We start from the raw sequence: 16103 nt of genomic DNA on the forward strand, positions 1-16103 counted from the left end.
CCCCAGGACGGCGAAAGCCGTTCACCCGGCGCGCACGCGCGGATGAACGGCCGTCCGTCTCAGAGCCGTGTTTCACACGTCCCGTCCCGTCCGGCGGGACGGGACTCGAATGAGACACAACCCAGTTCTCAGCTCATCCGCAGAGGCAGGGCTCGATGCCGCTACCGAGCTGTCTGATGCTGGTGGTGTCGAGCACTCCGGCGAAGGCGTGCACCTCGTCCACGGAGCCGTGCAGATACTCGCCCCATCCGCTGCCGGTGTGGGCCCGTCCGATCTGAAGGCCGCCGGTGCTCTGCCAGGAGTCCCGGAACGTCGCGGTCGCGTCGGGCTGGTTGTGACCGTTCACCCAGAGCTTGATCTGGTCGGTTTCGTCGTCGTAGACGACGGCGAGTCGCTGCGCCTCGTCCGGAAGGGTGTTCTCCCCGACGATCGTCTCCGTGGCTTCCTCCCGATCGCCGTCCGACACCACGAGCTGCCAGGTGTACGTCGAGGGGAAGTAACGCAGCTTGAACGCGTCGCCGTGCGCGCCGCCCTGGGAGAGTACGGTCATCGGACCCTCGGGCTCGCTGTCCGCCAGCCTGACGACCACACCGACGGTGAAGCTGTCCCCGGTGTCGACCACCGGCTCGTCGGTGGCGGCGTATCCGGTCTGCCCGTCCAGCTCCAGATCGCCGTCGCCGACGAGCGCGTACGGCACCTGGGGGCAGTCCGGATCGATGTCCGGGATGCAGACGGAGTAGTCGGGCCCGCGGTGGATCTTGGCTCCCCCGCCGAGCTTGAGCGGGGCACCGTCGTACAGCTCGGGGCTGACGCCGTCTTCGGCGGCCTCCAGCGACCAGTGGCCGCGCAGCCCGGGCTCGCGGTGCGCCAGCTCCGCTGCTTCCTTGGCCACCACGACCCGGTCGTAGATCCGTACGTCCCCGATCTCGCCCTGCCAGCGGTCGCGGTACCCGGCCTTGCCGCGCGCCCGGCCGATCTGGAAGTCCCCGGCGCTCTCGACGGCGGCCGCCTGCTGCTCGGTCCCGGTCTCCTGGCCGTTGACGTAGAGCCGCGTCCTCCCCGTCTCCGCGTCGTACAGACCCAGGACGTGAGCCCACTCCCCCGCTGTCGGGTTACCGCCGGACACCTGGGCGCCGCCAAAGGCGAAGGACCAGACGGGCTCGCCGTCCCGCGTCCGCGAGCCGAGAGTGAACCCGGGAGCTGTTCCCGCGTCCTGGCTGACGATCGTCATGTCCCGGTCCGGCCCGGCGGGCCGCACCCAGCCGCCGACGGCGAACGTCTTCTCGGTGTCGACGACGGACGTGCCGGGCGTCAGGAAACCATGGCCCGTGCCGTCCAGCCGGGCCACGGACGTCAGATCCGTGCCGGCCGGACCGGACGCGCCGAAGGTGACCCCACTGCCGGCCCGCGCGGCCGGACCGGCCTCGGGCGCGGCCGTCTTCGAGCCCGGTGCGTCCGACAGCTTCCACCATGCGCCCGGGCCGTGCCCCGCCTTCACATAGAAGTAGTAGGTACTCTCCGCACTGCGCCCCGCACGGTCGAACGCGCGGACGACGACCTGATCGGGCCCGGTCTTCTGCGGAAGGTAGCTGACGGTCGCCGGGCCGCCGATCCGGTCGGGCCTGACGGTGCCCGCGCCGCCGCCGAGGAAGCTGTAGCGGTACTCCACCACATCGTCGGAGGGCGAGGCGAAGGTGAAGTGGCCGTAGACGCCGACCCCGTCGGTCCACAGGACCTCGCCCGGTCCGGGATCCGGGTATTCGGGCGAGGAGATCACCGGCTTCTCGGGCGTCTGGTCGTCGATCACGAACTCGCAGACGGAGCCGGTGCCTTCGTCACTCCAGGGTGATGTCGCACGGCCGTCGTTCGCCCGGACCCGCCAGGAGACCACGGTGTTCGGCGGGATCTCGGAAGGTAGCTGCCAGTAGACCGGAGTACCGGGCGGCAACGCGCTGGCCTGGTTGTACGTCAGCCGTCGCTCCGCACCGTCGCTGTCCTGCCACCACGCCTCGAACTCCGGCTTCACCAGGTCGGGCTGAGGCCTGTCGTCCTCTTCCGTGTCGTGCAGCACCGCACTCAGCCTCGGTGCCTGCGCCACATGGGCTCGGTCGTCGCCGGTCGCGCACGCCTTGCTGTCGGTGTGCAGATCGCCCGCCACCGGCTGATCAGGCGGCAGGTTGTCGACAGCGAACGCCGTCCCCTGGACACCGAGCAGCACGGCCACGACGAGTGACCCCGTCGTGAGAAGTCTTCGGCGCGTGCGGGTGGTACGGATGGCCATGTCTTCCCTCCCCATTGGCGCCCGACGATCTTGCCGGGCGCCGACGGAGACTAACAACGGCCACTGACACCGACCCACTTGTTTTCCGGCGCCGGCCACCGGCACCGGCCCGGCCGCTCTCAGGCGCCCGTGCCCGCGGCCGGCAGCAGTGGCAGCAGCTCGGGGAGGTGGCCGTCGGACGCCTCGGCCGCCCGCACGCGCTCCTCCGGGACCTCCCCGTACAGCGTCGTGCGCGGCTTCGCCGGGCGGCCCGCCAGGTCCGCGATCGCGATCAGGTCCTTGACCGAGCGGTACGAGCCGTAACTGGAGCCGGCCATCCGGGAGATGGTCTCCTCCATCAGCGTGCCGCCCAGGTCGTTCGCGCCGGAACGGAGCATCTCCGCGGCGCCCTCCGTGCCCAGCTTCACCCAGCTCGTCTGGATATTGGTGATGTGAGGATGGAGCAGCAGCCTCGCCATCGCCATCACCGCGCGGTTCTCCCGGTCGGTCGGGCCCGGCCGTGCGATGCCGGCCAGATAGACCGGTGCGTTGGTGTGGATGAACGGCAGTGTCACGAACTCGGTGAAGCCGCCGGTCTCCTGCTGGATCCGCGCGAGCGTGCGGAAGTGGCCGAGCCAGTGACGCGGCTGGTCGACATGGCCGTACATCATCGTGGAGCTCGACCGGATGCCCAGCTCATGGGCGGTCTTCACGACCTCGATCCAGGTCGCCGTCGGCAGCTTGCCCTTGGTGAGGACCCAGCGGACCTCGTCGTCGAGGATCTCCGCCGCCGTGCCGGGAATCGAGTCGAGCCCGGCTTCCTTGGCGGCCGTCAGCCACTCACGGATGGAGAGACCGGTGCGCGACGCGCCGTTGACGACCTCCATCGGCGAGAAGGCGTGGACATGCATGTCCGGGACGCGTTCCTTCACGGCGCGCGCGATGTCGAAGTACGCGGTGCCCGGCAGGTCCGGATGGATTCCGCCCTGCATGCACACCTCGACGGCGCCGACCTCCCACGCCTGCCGCGCCCGGTCCGCGACCTGGTCGAGCGAGAGGGTGTAGGCGTCGGCGTCCGTGCGCCGCTGGGCGAAGGCGCAGAAACGGCAGCCGGTGTAGCAGACATTGGTGAAGTTGATGTTGCGCGTGACGATGTAGGTGACATCGTCACCGACCACGTCCCGGCGCAGCTCGTCGGCGATCCGGGTCAGCGCGTCGAGCGCCGGGCCGTCCGCGTGGAGCAGTGCGAGGGCTTCGGCGTCGGTGAGCTTCGTCGGATCGTCGGCGGCCTGCTTCAGCGCTGTCCGTACGTCCGTGTCGATGCGTTCCGGGACCATGCCGGGCGCCGCGGCCTCGCGCAGCGCCTCCCAGTCGCCGTACACCTCGTCGAAGTCGTCACGGCGGTCGGCCGTGCGGCCCTCGGTGTCGATGGTGCGGTGCAGATCCGTACGGCCGGTGGCGGTGAAGCCCTCGTCCGGCTCCTGCCAGGGCAGACCGGCCGGCTTCACATCGGTGCGGGCCAGCCCTGTCTCCGGGTCCGCCAGCGCCCTGACGTGCGGCATCAGCCGCGGGTCGAGCCAGGGCTCGCCGCGCTGGATGAACTCCGGATAGATCGTGAGCCGTTCGCGCAGCTCGAAACCGGACTCGGCGGTCCTCGCGGCCAGTTCGTCGATGTGCGGCCAGGGCCGCTCGGGGTTGACATGGTCGGGTGTCAGCGGCGAGACACCGCCCCAGTCGTCGATGCCCGCGCCGATGAGCAGGGCGTATTCGGCGTCGACCAGATTGGGCGGGGCCTGGATACGGGCGGAAGGACCCAGGATGTGCCGGGCCACGGCGATGGCCGCCGCCAGCTCCTCCAGCTCGGCGTCCGGCATGCCGCGCATCGCGGTGTCCGGCTTGGCGCGGAAGTTCTGGACGATGACTTCCTGGATGCCGTGGTAGGCCCGCGCCGTCCTGCGCAGCTCGAAGAGGGAGTCCGCGCGCTCCTCGTAGGACTCCCCGATACCGATCAGCACGCCGGTCGTGAACGGGACGTTGGAGCGGCCGGCGTCCTCCAGCACCCGCAGCCGCACGGCGGGCTCCTTGTCCGGAGAGCCGTAGTGCGGACCGCCGGGCTCGGACCAGAGCCTGGTCGCGGTGGTCTCCAGCATCATGCCCATGCTCGGCGCGACCGGCTTGAGCCGCTGGAGGTCGGTCCACGACAGCACGCCGGGATTGAGATGAGGCAGCAGCCCGGTCTCCTCCAGCACCCGGATCGCCATGGCCCTGACGTACGCGAGCGTGTCGTCGTATCCTTCCGCCTCCAGCCACTCCCGGGCCTCGGGCCACCGGTCCTCCGGCCGGTCGCCCAGCGTGAACAGCGCCTCCTTGCAGCCCAGTTCGGCGCCCTGGCGAGCGATGTCCAGGACCTCGTCCGGCGACAGGAACATGCCGTGTCCGGCCTTGCGCAGCTTGCCGGGCACGGTGACAAAGGTGCAGTAGTGGCACTTGTCCCGGCACAGCCGCGTCAGCGGGATGAAGACCTTGCGGGAGTACGTGATGACTCCCGGCCGTCCGGCCGCCGCCAGCCCCGCGTCCCGCACATGCGCGGCGGAGGCGGCCAGGTCCGTGAGATCGTCCCCGCGCGCCTGGAGCAGCACCGCCGCCTCGGCGACATCCAGCGCGACACCGTCCCGCGCGCGCTTGAGCGCGCGTCGCATGGCATTCGCGGTCGGTCGGGCCGGTCGTCCGGTCCCGGGATCCTCAGGCACGCGCGTCGTCATCCTTCGAGGATACGTTCCAGCGATCGCCGGGGCCGGGACAGGCCTGCTCTCGTACCGGCCGCAGACGCAGGTCACAGGTGGTCCGGCGGCGTTCACAGATAGCGAGCGAACTCGTCCAGCGTCCGCAGCACCTCGCTCTCGCCGGCCGGTGGCAGTTGCAGCACGACCTCCTCGATGCCCAGCTCCGCGTAGTGGTCCAGCTTGCCCGCGCTCGGCCGCACCGCGTACGGCACGATCTGGAGGGATCCCGGGTCGCGGCCCGCCTGCTCCCAGGCCGCGCGGAGCGCCGGCGCCGACTCCGCGAGCCCCCGGCCGCCGATCGGCAGCCAGCCGTCCGCGTACTCGGTGATGTGCGCGAAGAGGTTCGGTCCGGCCGCGCCGCCGACCAGGACGCGCGGCGTGCCGCGTACCGGCTTGGGATACGCGTGGCTGGCCCGGACCGACCCGAACTCACCCTTGTGCGCGGTCGGCTCGGCCGCCCACAGCGCCCGCATCAGCGCCATCCGGTCCCGGGTCAGCTCGCGCCGGGTGCTCCACTCCACTCCGTGGTCGGCGGCCTCCTCCTTGTTCCAGCCGAAGCCGACTCCGAGTGTGAGGCGTCCGCCGGAGAGATGGTCCAGGGTCGCGGTCTGCTTGGCGAGACCGATCGGGTCGTGCTGGGCGACGAGAGTGATGCCGGTCCCGAGCGCCAGCCGTTCGGTCACCGCCGCGGCCTGGCCGAGAGCCACGAAGGGATCGAGCGTACGGCTGTACTCGCGCGGCAGTTCGCCGCCCGCCGGATACGGCGTCGCGCGCTCCGCCGGTATATGGGTGTGCTCGGGCAGATACAGACCGGCGAAGCCGCGCTGCTCCAGTGCGCGCGCGAGGCGTACGGGCGTGATCGTCTCGTCGGTGAGAAAGATCGTGGTCGCGATCCGCATGGGTGGGTCCTCCGTCGGCACAGGGGATGGACGGCCCGGCGCGGGCGCGGGCCGCGTCTTGTTCCATGTCCCGGACACCGCACCGCCACACACCGGTCCTCCGCGGCGGAGGCGGAGAGCGCGCACCGGCGGCGCCGCGCACTTGTGGGACCGCGCGGCTCAGGCCGCGGCCGCCGCCGCGATCTGCTTCTCGTCCGGCGTGAGGCGTGGCGAGGCGAGCGTCACCACGACATTGACCACGGTGAAGAGCGCGGCGATGAGCAGGCCACGGTGGAAGCCGTCGGCCGCGGCGGACGCGCTCGCCTCCTGCGCGAGCGACGACGTGTACGACGCGCGCGGCACAGCCATGATCGTCGCCGGTGTCCGGTCCGGCCCGCCGGAGCCCGGCGCGGCGGTCCTGGACCACGCCTCGGCCGGTGGCTGACCCGTCCGGGCCCGGACCTTGTTGACAGCCCTTCAGGCGAATCGTCCCGCGATCCTGTTGAGGGCTTGTGCAGACCGTCACTCACTGCTGACGCGCCCGCCTCCGACAAGGCAGACTGTCGACGGCGATACCGGCAGTAGCGGGGGCAGGGGGAGCTATGGACCGTGACGGCGGGCCGCGCGTACCGGAGCAGCGGGCTCCGGCCGTGCCGAGTGACACCGGCGAACTGCGCTTCAGCGTGCTCGGACCCGTACGCGCCTGGCGCGGCGGGCAGGCGCTGGCATCCGGGTCACCGCAGCAACGCGCGCTGCTGGCCGCACTGCTGCTGCGCGACGGCCGCACGGCCACCGCGGGTCAGCTCATCGACGCGCTCTGGGGCGACGAGCCGCCGTCGCAGGCGCTGGCCGCCGTACGGACGTACGCCTCCCGCCTGCGCAAGGTGCTCGGCTCCGGCGCACTGGTCAGCGAGTCCGGCGGCTACGCCCTGCGGACCCCGCCGGACGCCCTCGATCTGAGCGTGGCGCAGGAACTGACCGGCGACGCGGAGAAGGCACGCGCCGCGGGCCACCGCGCCCAGGCCCGCGCTCTGATCAACAAGTCGCTGAACCTGTGGGACGGCGAACCGCTGGCGTCCGTGCCCGGGCCGTACGCCGAGACGCAGCGCGCCCGGCTGGAGGAGTGGCGCCTCCAGCTCACCGAGACCCGGCTCGATCTGGACCTGGAGCTCGGCTGCCACGCCGAGGCCGTCTCCGAACTGACCGCTCTGACCGCCGCGCAGCCGCTGCGCGAGCGGCTGCGCGAACTGCTGATGCTGGCGCTCTACCGCAGCGGCCGGCAGGCGGAGGCACTCGCCGTGTACGCGGACACGCGCCGGCTGCTCGCCGACGAGCTCGGCGTCGACCCGCGTCCCGAGCTGGCGCGGCTCCAGCAGCGCATCCTGCGTGCGGACGCGGAGCTGGCCCGGCCGGTGGAGGAACCGGCCCCGGTCCACGCCGTCACCCGGCCCGCGCAACTTCCCGCGACCGTGCCCGACTTCACCGGACGCGTCCCGTTCGTACGGGAGCTGGGCGACCGGCTCGCCGCCGCCGAGGGATCCGTGATGGCGGTCTCCGCGCTCGCCGGCATCGGCGGCGTCGGCAAGACGACGCTGGCGGTGCATGTCGCGCACGCCGCGCGACCGCACTTCCCCGACGGCCAGTTGTACGTGGACCTCCAGGGCGCGGGCGCGCGGGCGGCGGAACCGGAGACCGTGCTCGGCACCTTCCTGCGGGCGCTGGGCACACCCGACACCTCGATCCCCGACTCCCTGGACGAACGCTCCGCGCTCTACCGCTCGACGCTCGACGGCCGGCGCGTCCTCGTCCTGCTGGACAACGCGCGCGACGCCGCGCAGATCCGTCCGCTGCTGCCCGGCACGGCCGGCTGCGCGGCGCTCGTCACCAGCCGGTCCCGGATGATCGATCTCGCCGGCGCCCATCTCGTCGACCTCGATGTGATGTCGCCGGAGGAGGCCCTCCAGCTCTTCACCCGTATCGTCGGCGAGGAGCGCGTCACCTCGGAGCGCGAGGCGGCCCTGGATGTCGTCGCGGCCTGCGGTTTCCTGCCGCTGGCCATCCGTATCGCCGCGTCCCGGCTCGCCTCCCGCCGCACCTGGACGGTCTCGGTGCTGGCGGCCAAGCTCGCGGACGAGCGGCGCCGGCTGGACGAACTCCAGGCGGGCGACCTCGCGGTCAAGGCGACATTCGAGCTGGGTTACGGCGCGCTGGAACCGCCGCAGGCCCGCGCGTTCCGCCTGCTGGGCCTGGCCGACGGCCCCGACATCTCGCTGGCCGCGGCGGCCGCCGTGCTGGACCTGCCGCGGCAGGACACGGAAGACCTGCTGGAGTCGCTGGTCGACACGTCCCTCGTGGAATCCGCCGCGCCGGGCCGCTACCGCTACCACGACCTGGTCCGCCTCTACGCGCGCGCCTGCGCGGAACGCGACGAACAGCCGCCGGGAGAGCGCGCGTCGGCGCTGTCGCGGCTGCTGGACTTCTATCTGGCGACGGCGGCGCGGGCGTACGCGCTGGAGCGGCCGGGAGACCGCCTGGTGGAACACCTGGAGCCGACGGCGTACGAGGGCCTGCCGTTCACCGACCGGCACGACGCACAGGACTGGCTCTACGCCGAGGCCAACTGCCTGCTGGCGTGCGTCCGCCAGTCCTCCGGCGCGGACACGCTGCGCCGGGCGGTGGATCTGCTGTGGGCGGCGCTGGACCTCGGCGAATCGGGAGCCAACTCCAAGGAGTACGAGGCGACGGCGGCGGCCGTCCTGGACTCCGCACGCGACCGCGGCGACCGCCGGGCGGAAGGACGAGCCCTGATGACACTGGCCAATGTCCACAGTGTCGCGGGCCGCTTCGACCAGGCCGACCTGGAAGCCGAGCGGGCCATGCGGCTCGCCGAGGCGACCCACGATCTGCCGCCGAGCTGCTGGGCGCCGAACGTCCGCGGCATCATCGCGCTCTATCAGAACCGGCACGCGGACGGCGAACGCCATCTCACCACGGCCATCGAGAACTTCCGCCGCGACGGCGACCGGCCGGGAGAGGCGAGCGCGCTGTGCAATCTCTCCCGCATCCGGCTGGCCACGGGACGCACGGAGAGCGCGGTCGCCCTCTCACAGCAGGGAATCGACATCTACGACAGCATGGGCCACACGCTGCGCGGTGCGAACGGCCGCTACGCCCTGGGCCTGGCCCTCGCCCAGGGCGGTCAGCTCTCCGAGGCGACGGACCGGCTGCACGAGGCCCTGGAGGTGTTCCGGGACAGCCGGCAGAGGCTGTGGGAGGGAATGACGCTCTTCCGCCTCGCCGAGGTCGATGTCTCGGCCCGCAAGATGGCGCAGGCGGCCTCCCGCGCGGAGATGGCGCTGACCATGCTGCGTGACATCGGCGGCGAATGGCGCCGCGGCAACGTACTGACCGTCCTCGGGCGCGCGCTCAACGGCATCGGACAGACCGGACGCGCCCAGGTCTGCTGGCGCGACGCTCTCGCCATATACGACGCTCTCGGATCGCCGGAGGCGAACGAGGTGCGTGCGCTGCTGACGCCCATGGCCGCCGCGTAAGGCCCCGGTCAGGCCGTTCATCGTTCGTTTATCACCACAAGGCATGGTCACACATGTCGATCCGTCGCGTCGGGGGGCAAACGGACCGATGATATGGCCGCGACGCTAAGGTAAGCGGCCCTGGTACGCCCGCCCGGCAGTCAACGGGGGAACAGCCGGGCGGGCTCGCCGAGTCAGCACAAGAGCCATCAACGGGAGTAGACGATCATGGGCGACGCCAAGAAGAAGGACCCGGTGCTCAAGCCGCAGGACCAGCACGCCACCGGTACGGAGGACGCCGCGGTCACGACGCAGGACCAGCACGCGACGGGTGGCGAGATCGGCACGCTGGACCAGCACGCCACCTCCGAGCCTTTCAAGCCCGGCAATTAGCCACAGGGCCTCATCACTCAGAGACCTTTCCCTCACGGGGAGCGGCCGCGGCGGCGCGGAGGGGGAGCCGTCGCGGCCGCGGTATGTGACGGCCGTGGCGGGTCGGAGAAGTCCCGCCTGGCACACAGGGGGCCGGGCGGAATCGCCCGGCCCCCTGTACTCGTTCCCACGCCTCGCGGCGCGTGGTTGGCCGCGCGCCCGGAGCGGTCAGCCCGCGAGTGACGCCGTCGCGTCGCACGCGCGCACCCGTGCCACCTTCGCCGGGCTGTCCATCGCGACCCTGACCGTCCTGGTCTCTCCGCTCTCCAGAGTCACCTCCGTGTCACCGGAGTCGGCGATCACGCCCGCCGCGTCCATGAAGGTCACCTCGACCTCATAGGCCCCCGCCGCGCCGGATCCCGCCTCCAGCCGTACGGCCGCGTAGGTGACGGCCTTCCGCTTGCCCCGCGCCGGACGCACACAGGTGATCACCTCCGCGCGGACACCGGAGGTCGCCGTCGGTGTCGGATCGTCGCGGTACGAACCGCCCGACGAGCCTCCCGACGAGCCGTAGTCGTCGTTCGCGTCGTAACCGGAGCCGTTGTGGCCCGAGTTCGCGTACGAGCCGTTGTTCTTCTCCGCGTTCGAGCAGCCACCGCCGTCGCCGCTCGACCCACCGCTTCCGCTGCCCTTGCCTCCTCTCGACGACGAGAATCCCGTCAAGGCCAGCACCACCGCGACCAGTACGGCCGCGAACTTCAGACGTCGACGCAGCAAGGCCGAGCCCCTCCCCGTTGTCACGATGGCCGCATGGGCCGGGCCGCCCATGCACCTGTCAATCGCCGCGATCCTAAGGGCTGCCCCGTAGTCCCCGCCGGGCCCGCGAGCGCGGCACGATCCACACGAGAGGCCCGACAGCGGCCGGAAAGGCCCCTGCCGTCGCGTGGCGGGCCTCCGTCACCCGGCGTAGCGTCGGCAGCCAAGCGGGATTCACACAGCCTTTTCACGTGCTCAAGGAGGCCGGAGGTGATCCGCAACATCATCGGTTCGGTCCTCGCGCTCGTCGGAGCGGCAGCCGCCGTGCTGAGCTCCTTCTACGCCTGGTTCGGCGGCCGGCAGGGACGCGACTACCGCGTCGGCGATCTCTTCACCGGCATCTCCGGCGACGGCGCGGCGCTCTTCGGCTCGCTCCTGCTGCCGTTCGCCGTCGCGGCCCTGGTCACGCTGGCCGGGCTCGTACTGCGCTCCCGGCCGCTGGTCACACTGGCCGGCCTGATCGTCCTCGGCTTCAGCGTCCTGTGGACGGTGCGCCAGGGACAGGCGGCGGGCGGGCTCACCGTCGACGGCAGCGGCAATGGGCTCGGCGTCGGCGTCGCGGGCGCCTTCGGCGGCGGGATCCTGCTCCTGCTGGCCGCGCTGGTGATGAGCGGCCGGCACCACCGGCGGCGCACCCGGGACACCATGCCCATGGCTCCCGCACCGGCCGAGCCGAGCGGGCAGGACCAGGAGGACCGGGGTCCTTACGAGCCCTCTCCGTACGGCAGCGACCCGCACGGCTCCGGTGACTACGACAGCAGCCGGCACGGCTCCGGCCACTACGAGGAACCACGGCACGAGGAGCCACGGTACGAGTCACGCCGACCCGGCTCCCAGCGGTACGGCTCTCCGGACGACAGGTCGGCCGAGTCCGCCGGGTATCCCGAGGAGGACGACACCCGGTCCTGGGGCGCCGGCGGTCCGTGGGACAACGGCTCCCCGCCACCCGACGAGCCCCCGCGCCACTGAAGGGCCCGCCGCGACCGGTGTCCGGCGCGAACCGGCCGGAGCGGCGCGGACTATCTCGACGCCCGGCCCGTCGCCGTGCCCTTGACCGCGTCCAGCGCGTAGACACAGCGGTCCTTGCTGCACGCGTACACCACACCTCGCCGCGCCACCGGCGAGCCCGTGATCTCACCGCCCGTCGCCAGCTTCCAGCGCAACTGGCCACCGCTCGCGTCCAGCGTGTACAGCACATGGTCGGCCGAGCCGAAGTGCAGCCGGCCGTCGGCGACGACCGGAGCGCCGATGACCTCGCCGCCCGCCGCGAAGCGCCACTTGGGCGTGCCTGTCACCGCGTCCAGCGTGTAGAGCGCGCTGCCGCTGCCGACATGGACATTGCCGTCGGCGACAAGGACCGGTTCGATCGACTGACGGGACTCCGTCGCGATGCGCCAGCGGTCCTTGCCGGTGGCGGCGTCCAGGGCGTACACCGTGCCGAGGTAGTCGGCGAGATAGACGCCGCCGCCCGTCACGGCCGGTCCCGGAGCGAAGGCCGGCGGTGAGAGAAAGACCGCCGGTGCCTCGAAGTGCCAGCGCACCCGGCCGGACGCGATGTCGACGGACAGCACACGCGTACCGGCCGAGACATACAGATTGCCGTCGGACGCGGGCCGCACCCGTACGGGCACGCCGCCGCAGGAGGCGGCGTCACCGATGGGATAGGACCAGCGCTCGCCGCCCGAGCGCGCGTCCAGCGCCAGCAGCCGCGCGTCCTTCCACACGTACACCATGCCGTCGAAGATCTCGGGCCCGGCCTCCGGCGTCTCGAAGTCCGTCTGAGCTCCGGCCGTCTCCCACAGCTTCTCGCCGCTCGCCGCGTGCCACGCCTGTACGCCGCCGCCGCGCGTACCGGTGACGACCGTGCCCGTGCCGACCTTGAGGGAGTAGACCCAGGCGTCGGTCTGGAGCCGCCAGTGCTCGCTGCCGTCCGCGCCGTCGAGGGCGTACAGCGTCGGCCCGTCGGAGGCGTGGATACGGCCGTCGGCGACGGCCATCGACCAAGCCACGTCCCGTGTCTTGAACTGGCGGCGTCCGCTCGCCACGTCCAGCGCGTGCACCTCGAAGGAGGTGACGTACAGCAGATCGCCGTCGACGACCGGCGTGCCCCAGACGTCGTTGGACATCCGAAACCGCCAGGGCCGCCAGCGGGCCGGTTCGGCCGGCCCGTCGGGAGGCGCGGCCGGTGACGGTACGGCCGGTGCGGCGGCGGTGGCCGGCTCGCCACCGAGCAGTCCGGCCGGCGGCCGGATCCAGCCGGTGGCGGGCCCGGCCTCGACGGTGACCGTGGCCCGTCCGTCTCCGGCGCGCGGGCCGGGACCGATCGGGACCGGCGAGCCGGGCAGCCGGACCGGGCCGCCGGGCGGCGCGACCGGAGTCTGTGGTGCCGGAGTCTGCGGTGCCGGAGTCTGTGGTGCCGGAAGCGGCGCGACCGGTGTCCCGGACCGGCCGGCGCGCGGGCCGCCGTCGGGCCGCCAGGCGGCGTCCCAGCCGGGAGCGTGCGCGGGCGGCGGCGGTACGGCGGCCACGGGCTCCGGCGGACGTACGGGAGCGGCCGGAGCGACCCGCCCGCCGGCCCGGCGCCGCTCGATCATCGCCGTGGCGCTGTCCGGCAGCCAGGCCGACGCCGTACCGCTGTCGTCGCTGCCGGACGCGAAGAGATGCGGAGCCAACTGGGCCTGCAGATCGGCCGGCGTGGGCCGGCGAGCGGCGTCGAGCTGCATACAGGACTCGATGAGCGGCCTCAGTTCCTCCGGCAGGCCCTCCAGATCCGGGCCCTCACGCAGCAGCATGAAGACCGTCTCGACCGGGTTCGCGCCGTGGTACGGAGCGTGGCCGGTCGCGGCGAACACGAGTGTCGAACCGAGCGAGAAGACATCGCTGGCGCCTGTCACACTGCGCGAGTCCCGCGCCTGCTCCGGCGACATGTACGCGGGCGTGCCCACCGCGACATTGGTCATCGTCAGCCGGGTGTTGGAGACACCGGAGGCGATACCGAAGTCGATGACACGCGGCCCGTCCTCCACCACCAGGACATTGGACGGCTTCATGTCACGGTGGACCAGACTGGCGCCGTGGATGGACTGGAGTGCTTCCGCGATCCCGGCCGCCAGCCAGCGCACCGCCTGGGCCGGCATCGGTCCGCACTCACTCACTATTTCCTCCAGTGAGGGTGCGGGCACATACGCCGTGGCCAGCCATGGCACCGCGGCCCGCGGATCCGCGTCCACCACGGCCGCCGTGTAGAAACCGCTGACCGCGCGGGCGGCCTCCACCTCACGCGTGAAGCGGACCCGGAACAACTGGTCCTCGGCAAGCTCCGTTCGTACGGTCTTGATCGCCACCCGGCGGCCCGACGTCGAGCGCGCGAGATAGACCAGCCCCATGCCGCCTGCTCCGAGTCGTCCCAGCACCTCGAAGGGACCGATACGCCTCGGATCGTGCTGCGTAAGCTGCTCCACTTGCCTGCCACCTCCCCGTGAGGGCCCCAAAGGTACGGCCCCGTGCCCCCTGATTCTTCCTGTCTGAGGCAGCGGTTGCGAACCCGGGGGCGGATCGGGGTGTCTCGTCCCGATCCGGACACCTCACGCGCCCCGTCCTCACCGCTTCTCCTGTTTACGGCTCAGATGCGGGCCCCGGCTCCGGAAGCCCGCGCCACCCGGACTCCGACAGGGACTCAGCAGCCGCGCGCGGCGCGCTCCTCGGCTCGGCCAGTACGGCGAAGGACGCGCCCTGGTTGTCCACGACCACCGCCATCCGGCCGTATTCGATGTCGAAGGGCGGAGCCGTGATCCGGCCGCCCAGCCGGACCACCGTCGCCGTCGTCCCGTCGCAGTCGGCGACGGAGAAATAGCTGAGGAAGTGGCCCGGCATCTCCGCCGGAAAGGCGTCCGTGATCACACTGCGCCCGCCGACCGCGCTGTCCGGGCCCGGTTCCGTACCGGCCGGAGACCACATACGGAAGTCGACGGAGTCATCGGGAACGTCGGTCCCGTGGAAGCCGAAGACGGTCTCGTAGAAGGGGTCGACGCGCTCCTTGTCCCTCGTATAGACCTCTGTCCAGCAGAAAGATCCCGGCAGGCCCTTCTTCTCGAAGCCGGTGTCCTCGTCGCCCTGCCAGATACCGAAGACCGCACCGGCCGGATCCGCCGCCAGCGCCGTCACACCGGACCGTCCGACCGCGATCGGCTCCCGTACGAGCCGGCCGCCCGCGTCCGTGATCCTCCTGCTGAGAGCGACGGCGTCGGCGGTGGCGAAGTAGACGCCCCAGACGGTCGGCATTCGGCCGTCCCGCTTGGCGACCAGGCCGGCCACCCGCTTGCCGTCGCTGAACGCCTTGGTGCAGCGCCCGTACGCCTCGTCGCTGTCGCCGCCGAAGGTCCAGCCGAACAGTTCTCCGTAGAATCGTCTGCCCGCCGCGAGATCGGGCAGCGACACATCCACCCAGCAGGGTGTGCCTTCCGCGAATGCGGCCATGGCCCGGACCCTTCCGTATGTGACGCCCGTCCGTATGTGACGCCCGTCACAGCCAAGCTAACCGGCCCCGGCCTGGGACGCAGTGGAAGAAATAGAACAATTGCTCAATTATTTACGCCGCGAGGGCCGCGCCGGCTCGACTTGTCCACCGAAGTTGTCCACAGGCTGTTGATAACACTAGTCATGACCTCTGGAGCGGCGCTCGTCCGCGCGCTCACCGCCGCACCCGGCGCGCGGCGGCCGGTTCCCCATTTGCACTCGGTCAAATCGCGCTCAGATCACCCCTCGGTAAGCTGACGGCATGACAGGACAAGTGCGCACCGTCGACGGCCGCGTGGCTGGTCGGCGCGGACAGGCGACGCGGCAGAAGCTGCTCGACTGTCTCGGCGAGATGCTCAGCTCCTCGCCGTACCGGGACGTCAAAGTCATCGACGTGGCCCGGAAGGCGGGCACTTCACCCGCGACCTTCTACCAGTACTTTCCGGATGTCGAGGGCGCCGTCCTCGAACTCGCCGAGGAAATGGCCCGGGAAGGCACCGAGTTGACCGGGCTCGTCTCCGGACGTTCCTGGGTCGGCAAGGCCGCCTGGGTCACCTCGGAAGAGCTCGTCGAGGGTTTCCTCGACTTCTGGCGCAAGCACGACGCGATCCTCCGAGTGGTCGATCTGGGCGCCGCGGAGGGCGACAAACGGTTCAACAAGATCCGTATGAAGATCCTTAACTCGGTCACCAACTCCCTTACGGACGCTGTGAAGGAACTCCAGTCCAAGGGCCGCGTCGACAAGGATGTCAGCCCGGCGGCGCTGGCCGGTTCGCTGGTCGTGATGCTCTCCTCGGTGGCCTCGCACCAGAAGAGCTTCCAGGGCTGGGGTGTGAAGCAGGCCGAACTGAAACCGACTCTGGCGCTGTTGGTCCATCTCGGTGTCACCGGAAAGAAGCCCGCCAAGTAGCACCGAGCGAGCCGGCGAGGCAGCCGGCGGGCACGG

General features: G+C 71.4%; 11 protein-coding genes. 4 read left to right on the forward strand and 7 right to left on the reverse strand.

The genetic code is table 11. From position 1 onward, the window contains the following. Positions 1-133 precede the first annotated feature (133 nt). The 4 genes from PV679_RS14210 to PV679_RS14225 all read right to left on the reverse strand — a co-directional run bounded on the left by PV679_RS14210 (position 134) and on the right by PV679_RS14225 (position 6290). Positions 134-2281 (reverse strand): LamG domain-containing protein, encoded by a 2148-nt coding sequence (locus tag PV679_RS14210; RefSeq protein ID WP_319680565.1) that lies wholly within the window; start codon positions 2279-2281, stop codon positions 134-136. 119 nt (positions 2282-2400) lie between these two features. After that, positions 2401-5022, reverse strand: a complete 2622-nt coding sequence (locus PV679_RS14215; protein WP_319680566.1) for a bifunctional FO biosynthesis protein CofGH — start codon at positions 5020-5022, stop codon at positions 2401-2403. Between the two features lie 92 nt (positions 5023-5114). Then, positions 5115-5942, reverse strand: coding sequence for an LLM class F420-dependent oxidoreductase (locus PV679_RS14220; protein ID WP_319680567.1), 828 nt, complete (start codon positions 5940-5942; stop codon positions 5115-5117). A 159-nt stretch (positions 5943-6101) separates the two neighbouring features. Further along, entirely contained in the window at positions 6102-6290 is a 189-nt protein-coding gene (locus PV679_RS14225; RefSeq protein WP_319680568.1) for a hypothetical protein, read from the reverse strand. 233 nt (positions 6291-6523) lie between these two features. Between PV679_RS14225 and PV679_RS14230 the strand changes: the two genes are divergently transcribed. Both PV679_RS14230 and PV679_RS14235 read left to right on the forward strand, forming a co-directional pair. Beyond that, positions 6524-9475, forward strand: a complete 2952-nt coding sequence (locus tag PV679_RS14230) for an AfsR/SARP family transcriptional regulator (RefSeq protein ID WP_319680569.1) — start codon at positions 6524-6526, stop codon at positions 9473-9475. A 207-nt stretch (positions 9476-9682) separates the two neighbouring features. Then, positions 9683-9847 (forward strand): sigma-like protein, encoded by a 165-nt coding sequence (locus PV679_RS14235; RefSeq protein WP_319680570.1) that lies wholly within the window; start codon positions 9683-9685, stop codon positions 9845-9847. Between the two features lie 207 nt (positions 9848-10054). Here the strand turns inward: PV679_RS14235 and PV679_RS14240 are convergent, their stop codons facing one another. Continuing rightward, entirely contained in the window at positions 10055-10603 is a 549-nt protein-coding gene (locus PV679_RS14240; RefSeq protein ID WP_319680571.1) for a hypothetical protein, read from the reverse strand. 249 nt (positions 10604-10852) lie between these two features. On the opposite strand from PV679_RS14240, the gene PV679_RS14245 reads away from it, so the two are divergent. Then, positions 10853-11611, forward strand: coding sequence for a hypothetical protein (locus PV679_RS14245; protein ID WP_319680572.1), 759 nt, complete (start codon positions 10853-10855; stop codon positions 11609-11611). A 50-nt stretch (positions 11612-11661) separates the two neighbouring features. Here the strand turns inward: PV679_RS14245 and PV679_RS14250 are convergent, their stop codons facing one another. Together PV679_RS14250 and PV679_RS14255 are read right to left on the reverse strand one after the other, a co-directional pair. Further along, positions 11662-14103, reverse strand: a complete 2442-nt coding sequence (locus PV679_RS14250) for a PQQ-binding-like beta-propeller repeat protein (RefSeq protein ID WP_319680573.1) — start codon at positions 14101-14103, stop codon at positions 11662-11664. Between the two features lie 154 nt (positions 14104-14257). After that, positions 14258-15118, reverse strand: coding sequence for a VOC family protein (locus PV679_RS14255; protein ID WP_319680574.1), 861 nt, complete (start codon positions 15116-15118; stop codon positions 14258-14260). 301 nt (positions 15119-15419) lie between these two features. On the opposite strand from PV679_RS14255, the gene PV679_RS14260 reads away from it, so the two are divergent. Beyond that, positions 15420-16067, forward strand: a complete 648-nt coding sequence (locus tag PV679_RS14260) for a TetR family transcriptional regulator (protein WP_319680575.1) — start codon at positions 15420-15422, stop codon at positions 16065-16067. Positions 16068-16103 lie beyond the last annotated feature (36 nt).

This window comes from Streptomyces sp. AK02-01A (genome assembly GCF_033795305.1).
Lineage (GTDB): Bacteria > Actinomycetota > Actinomycetes > Streptomycetales > Streptomycetaceae > Streptomyces.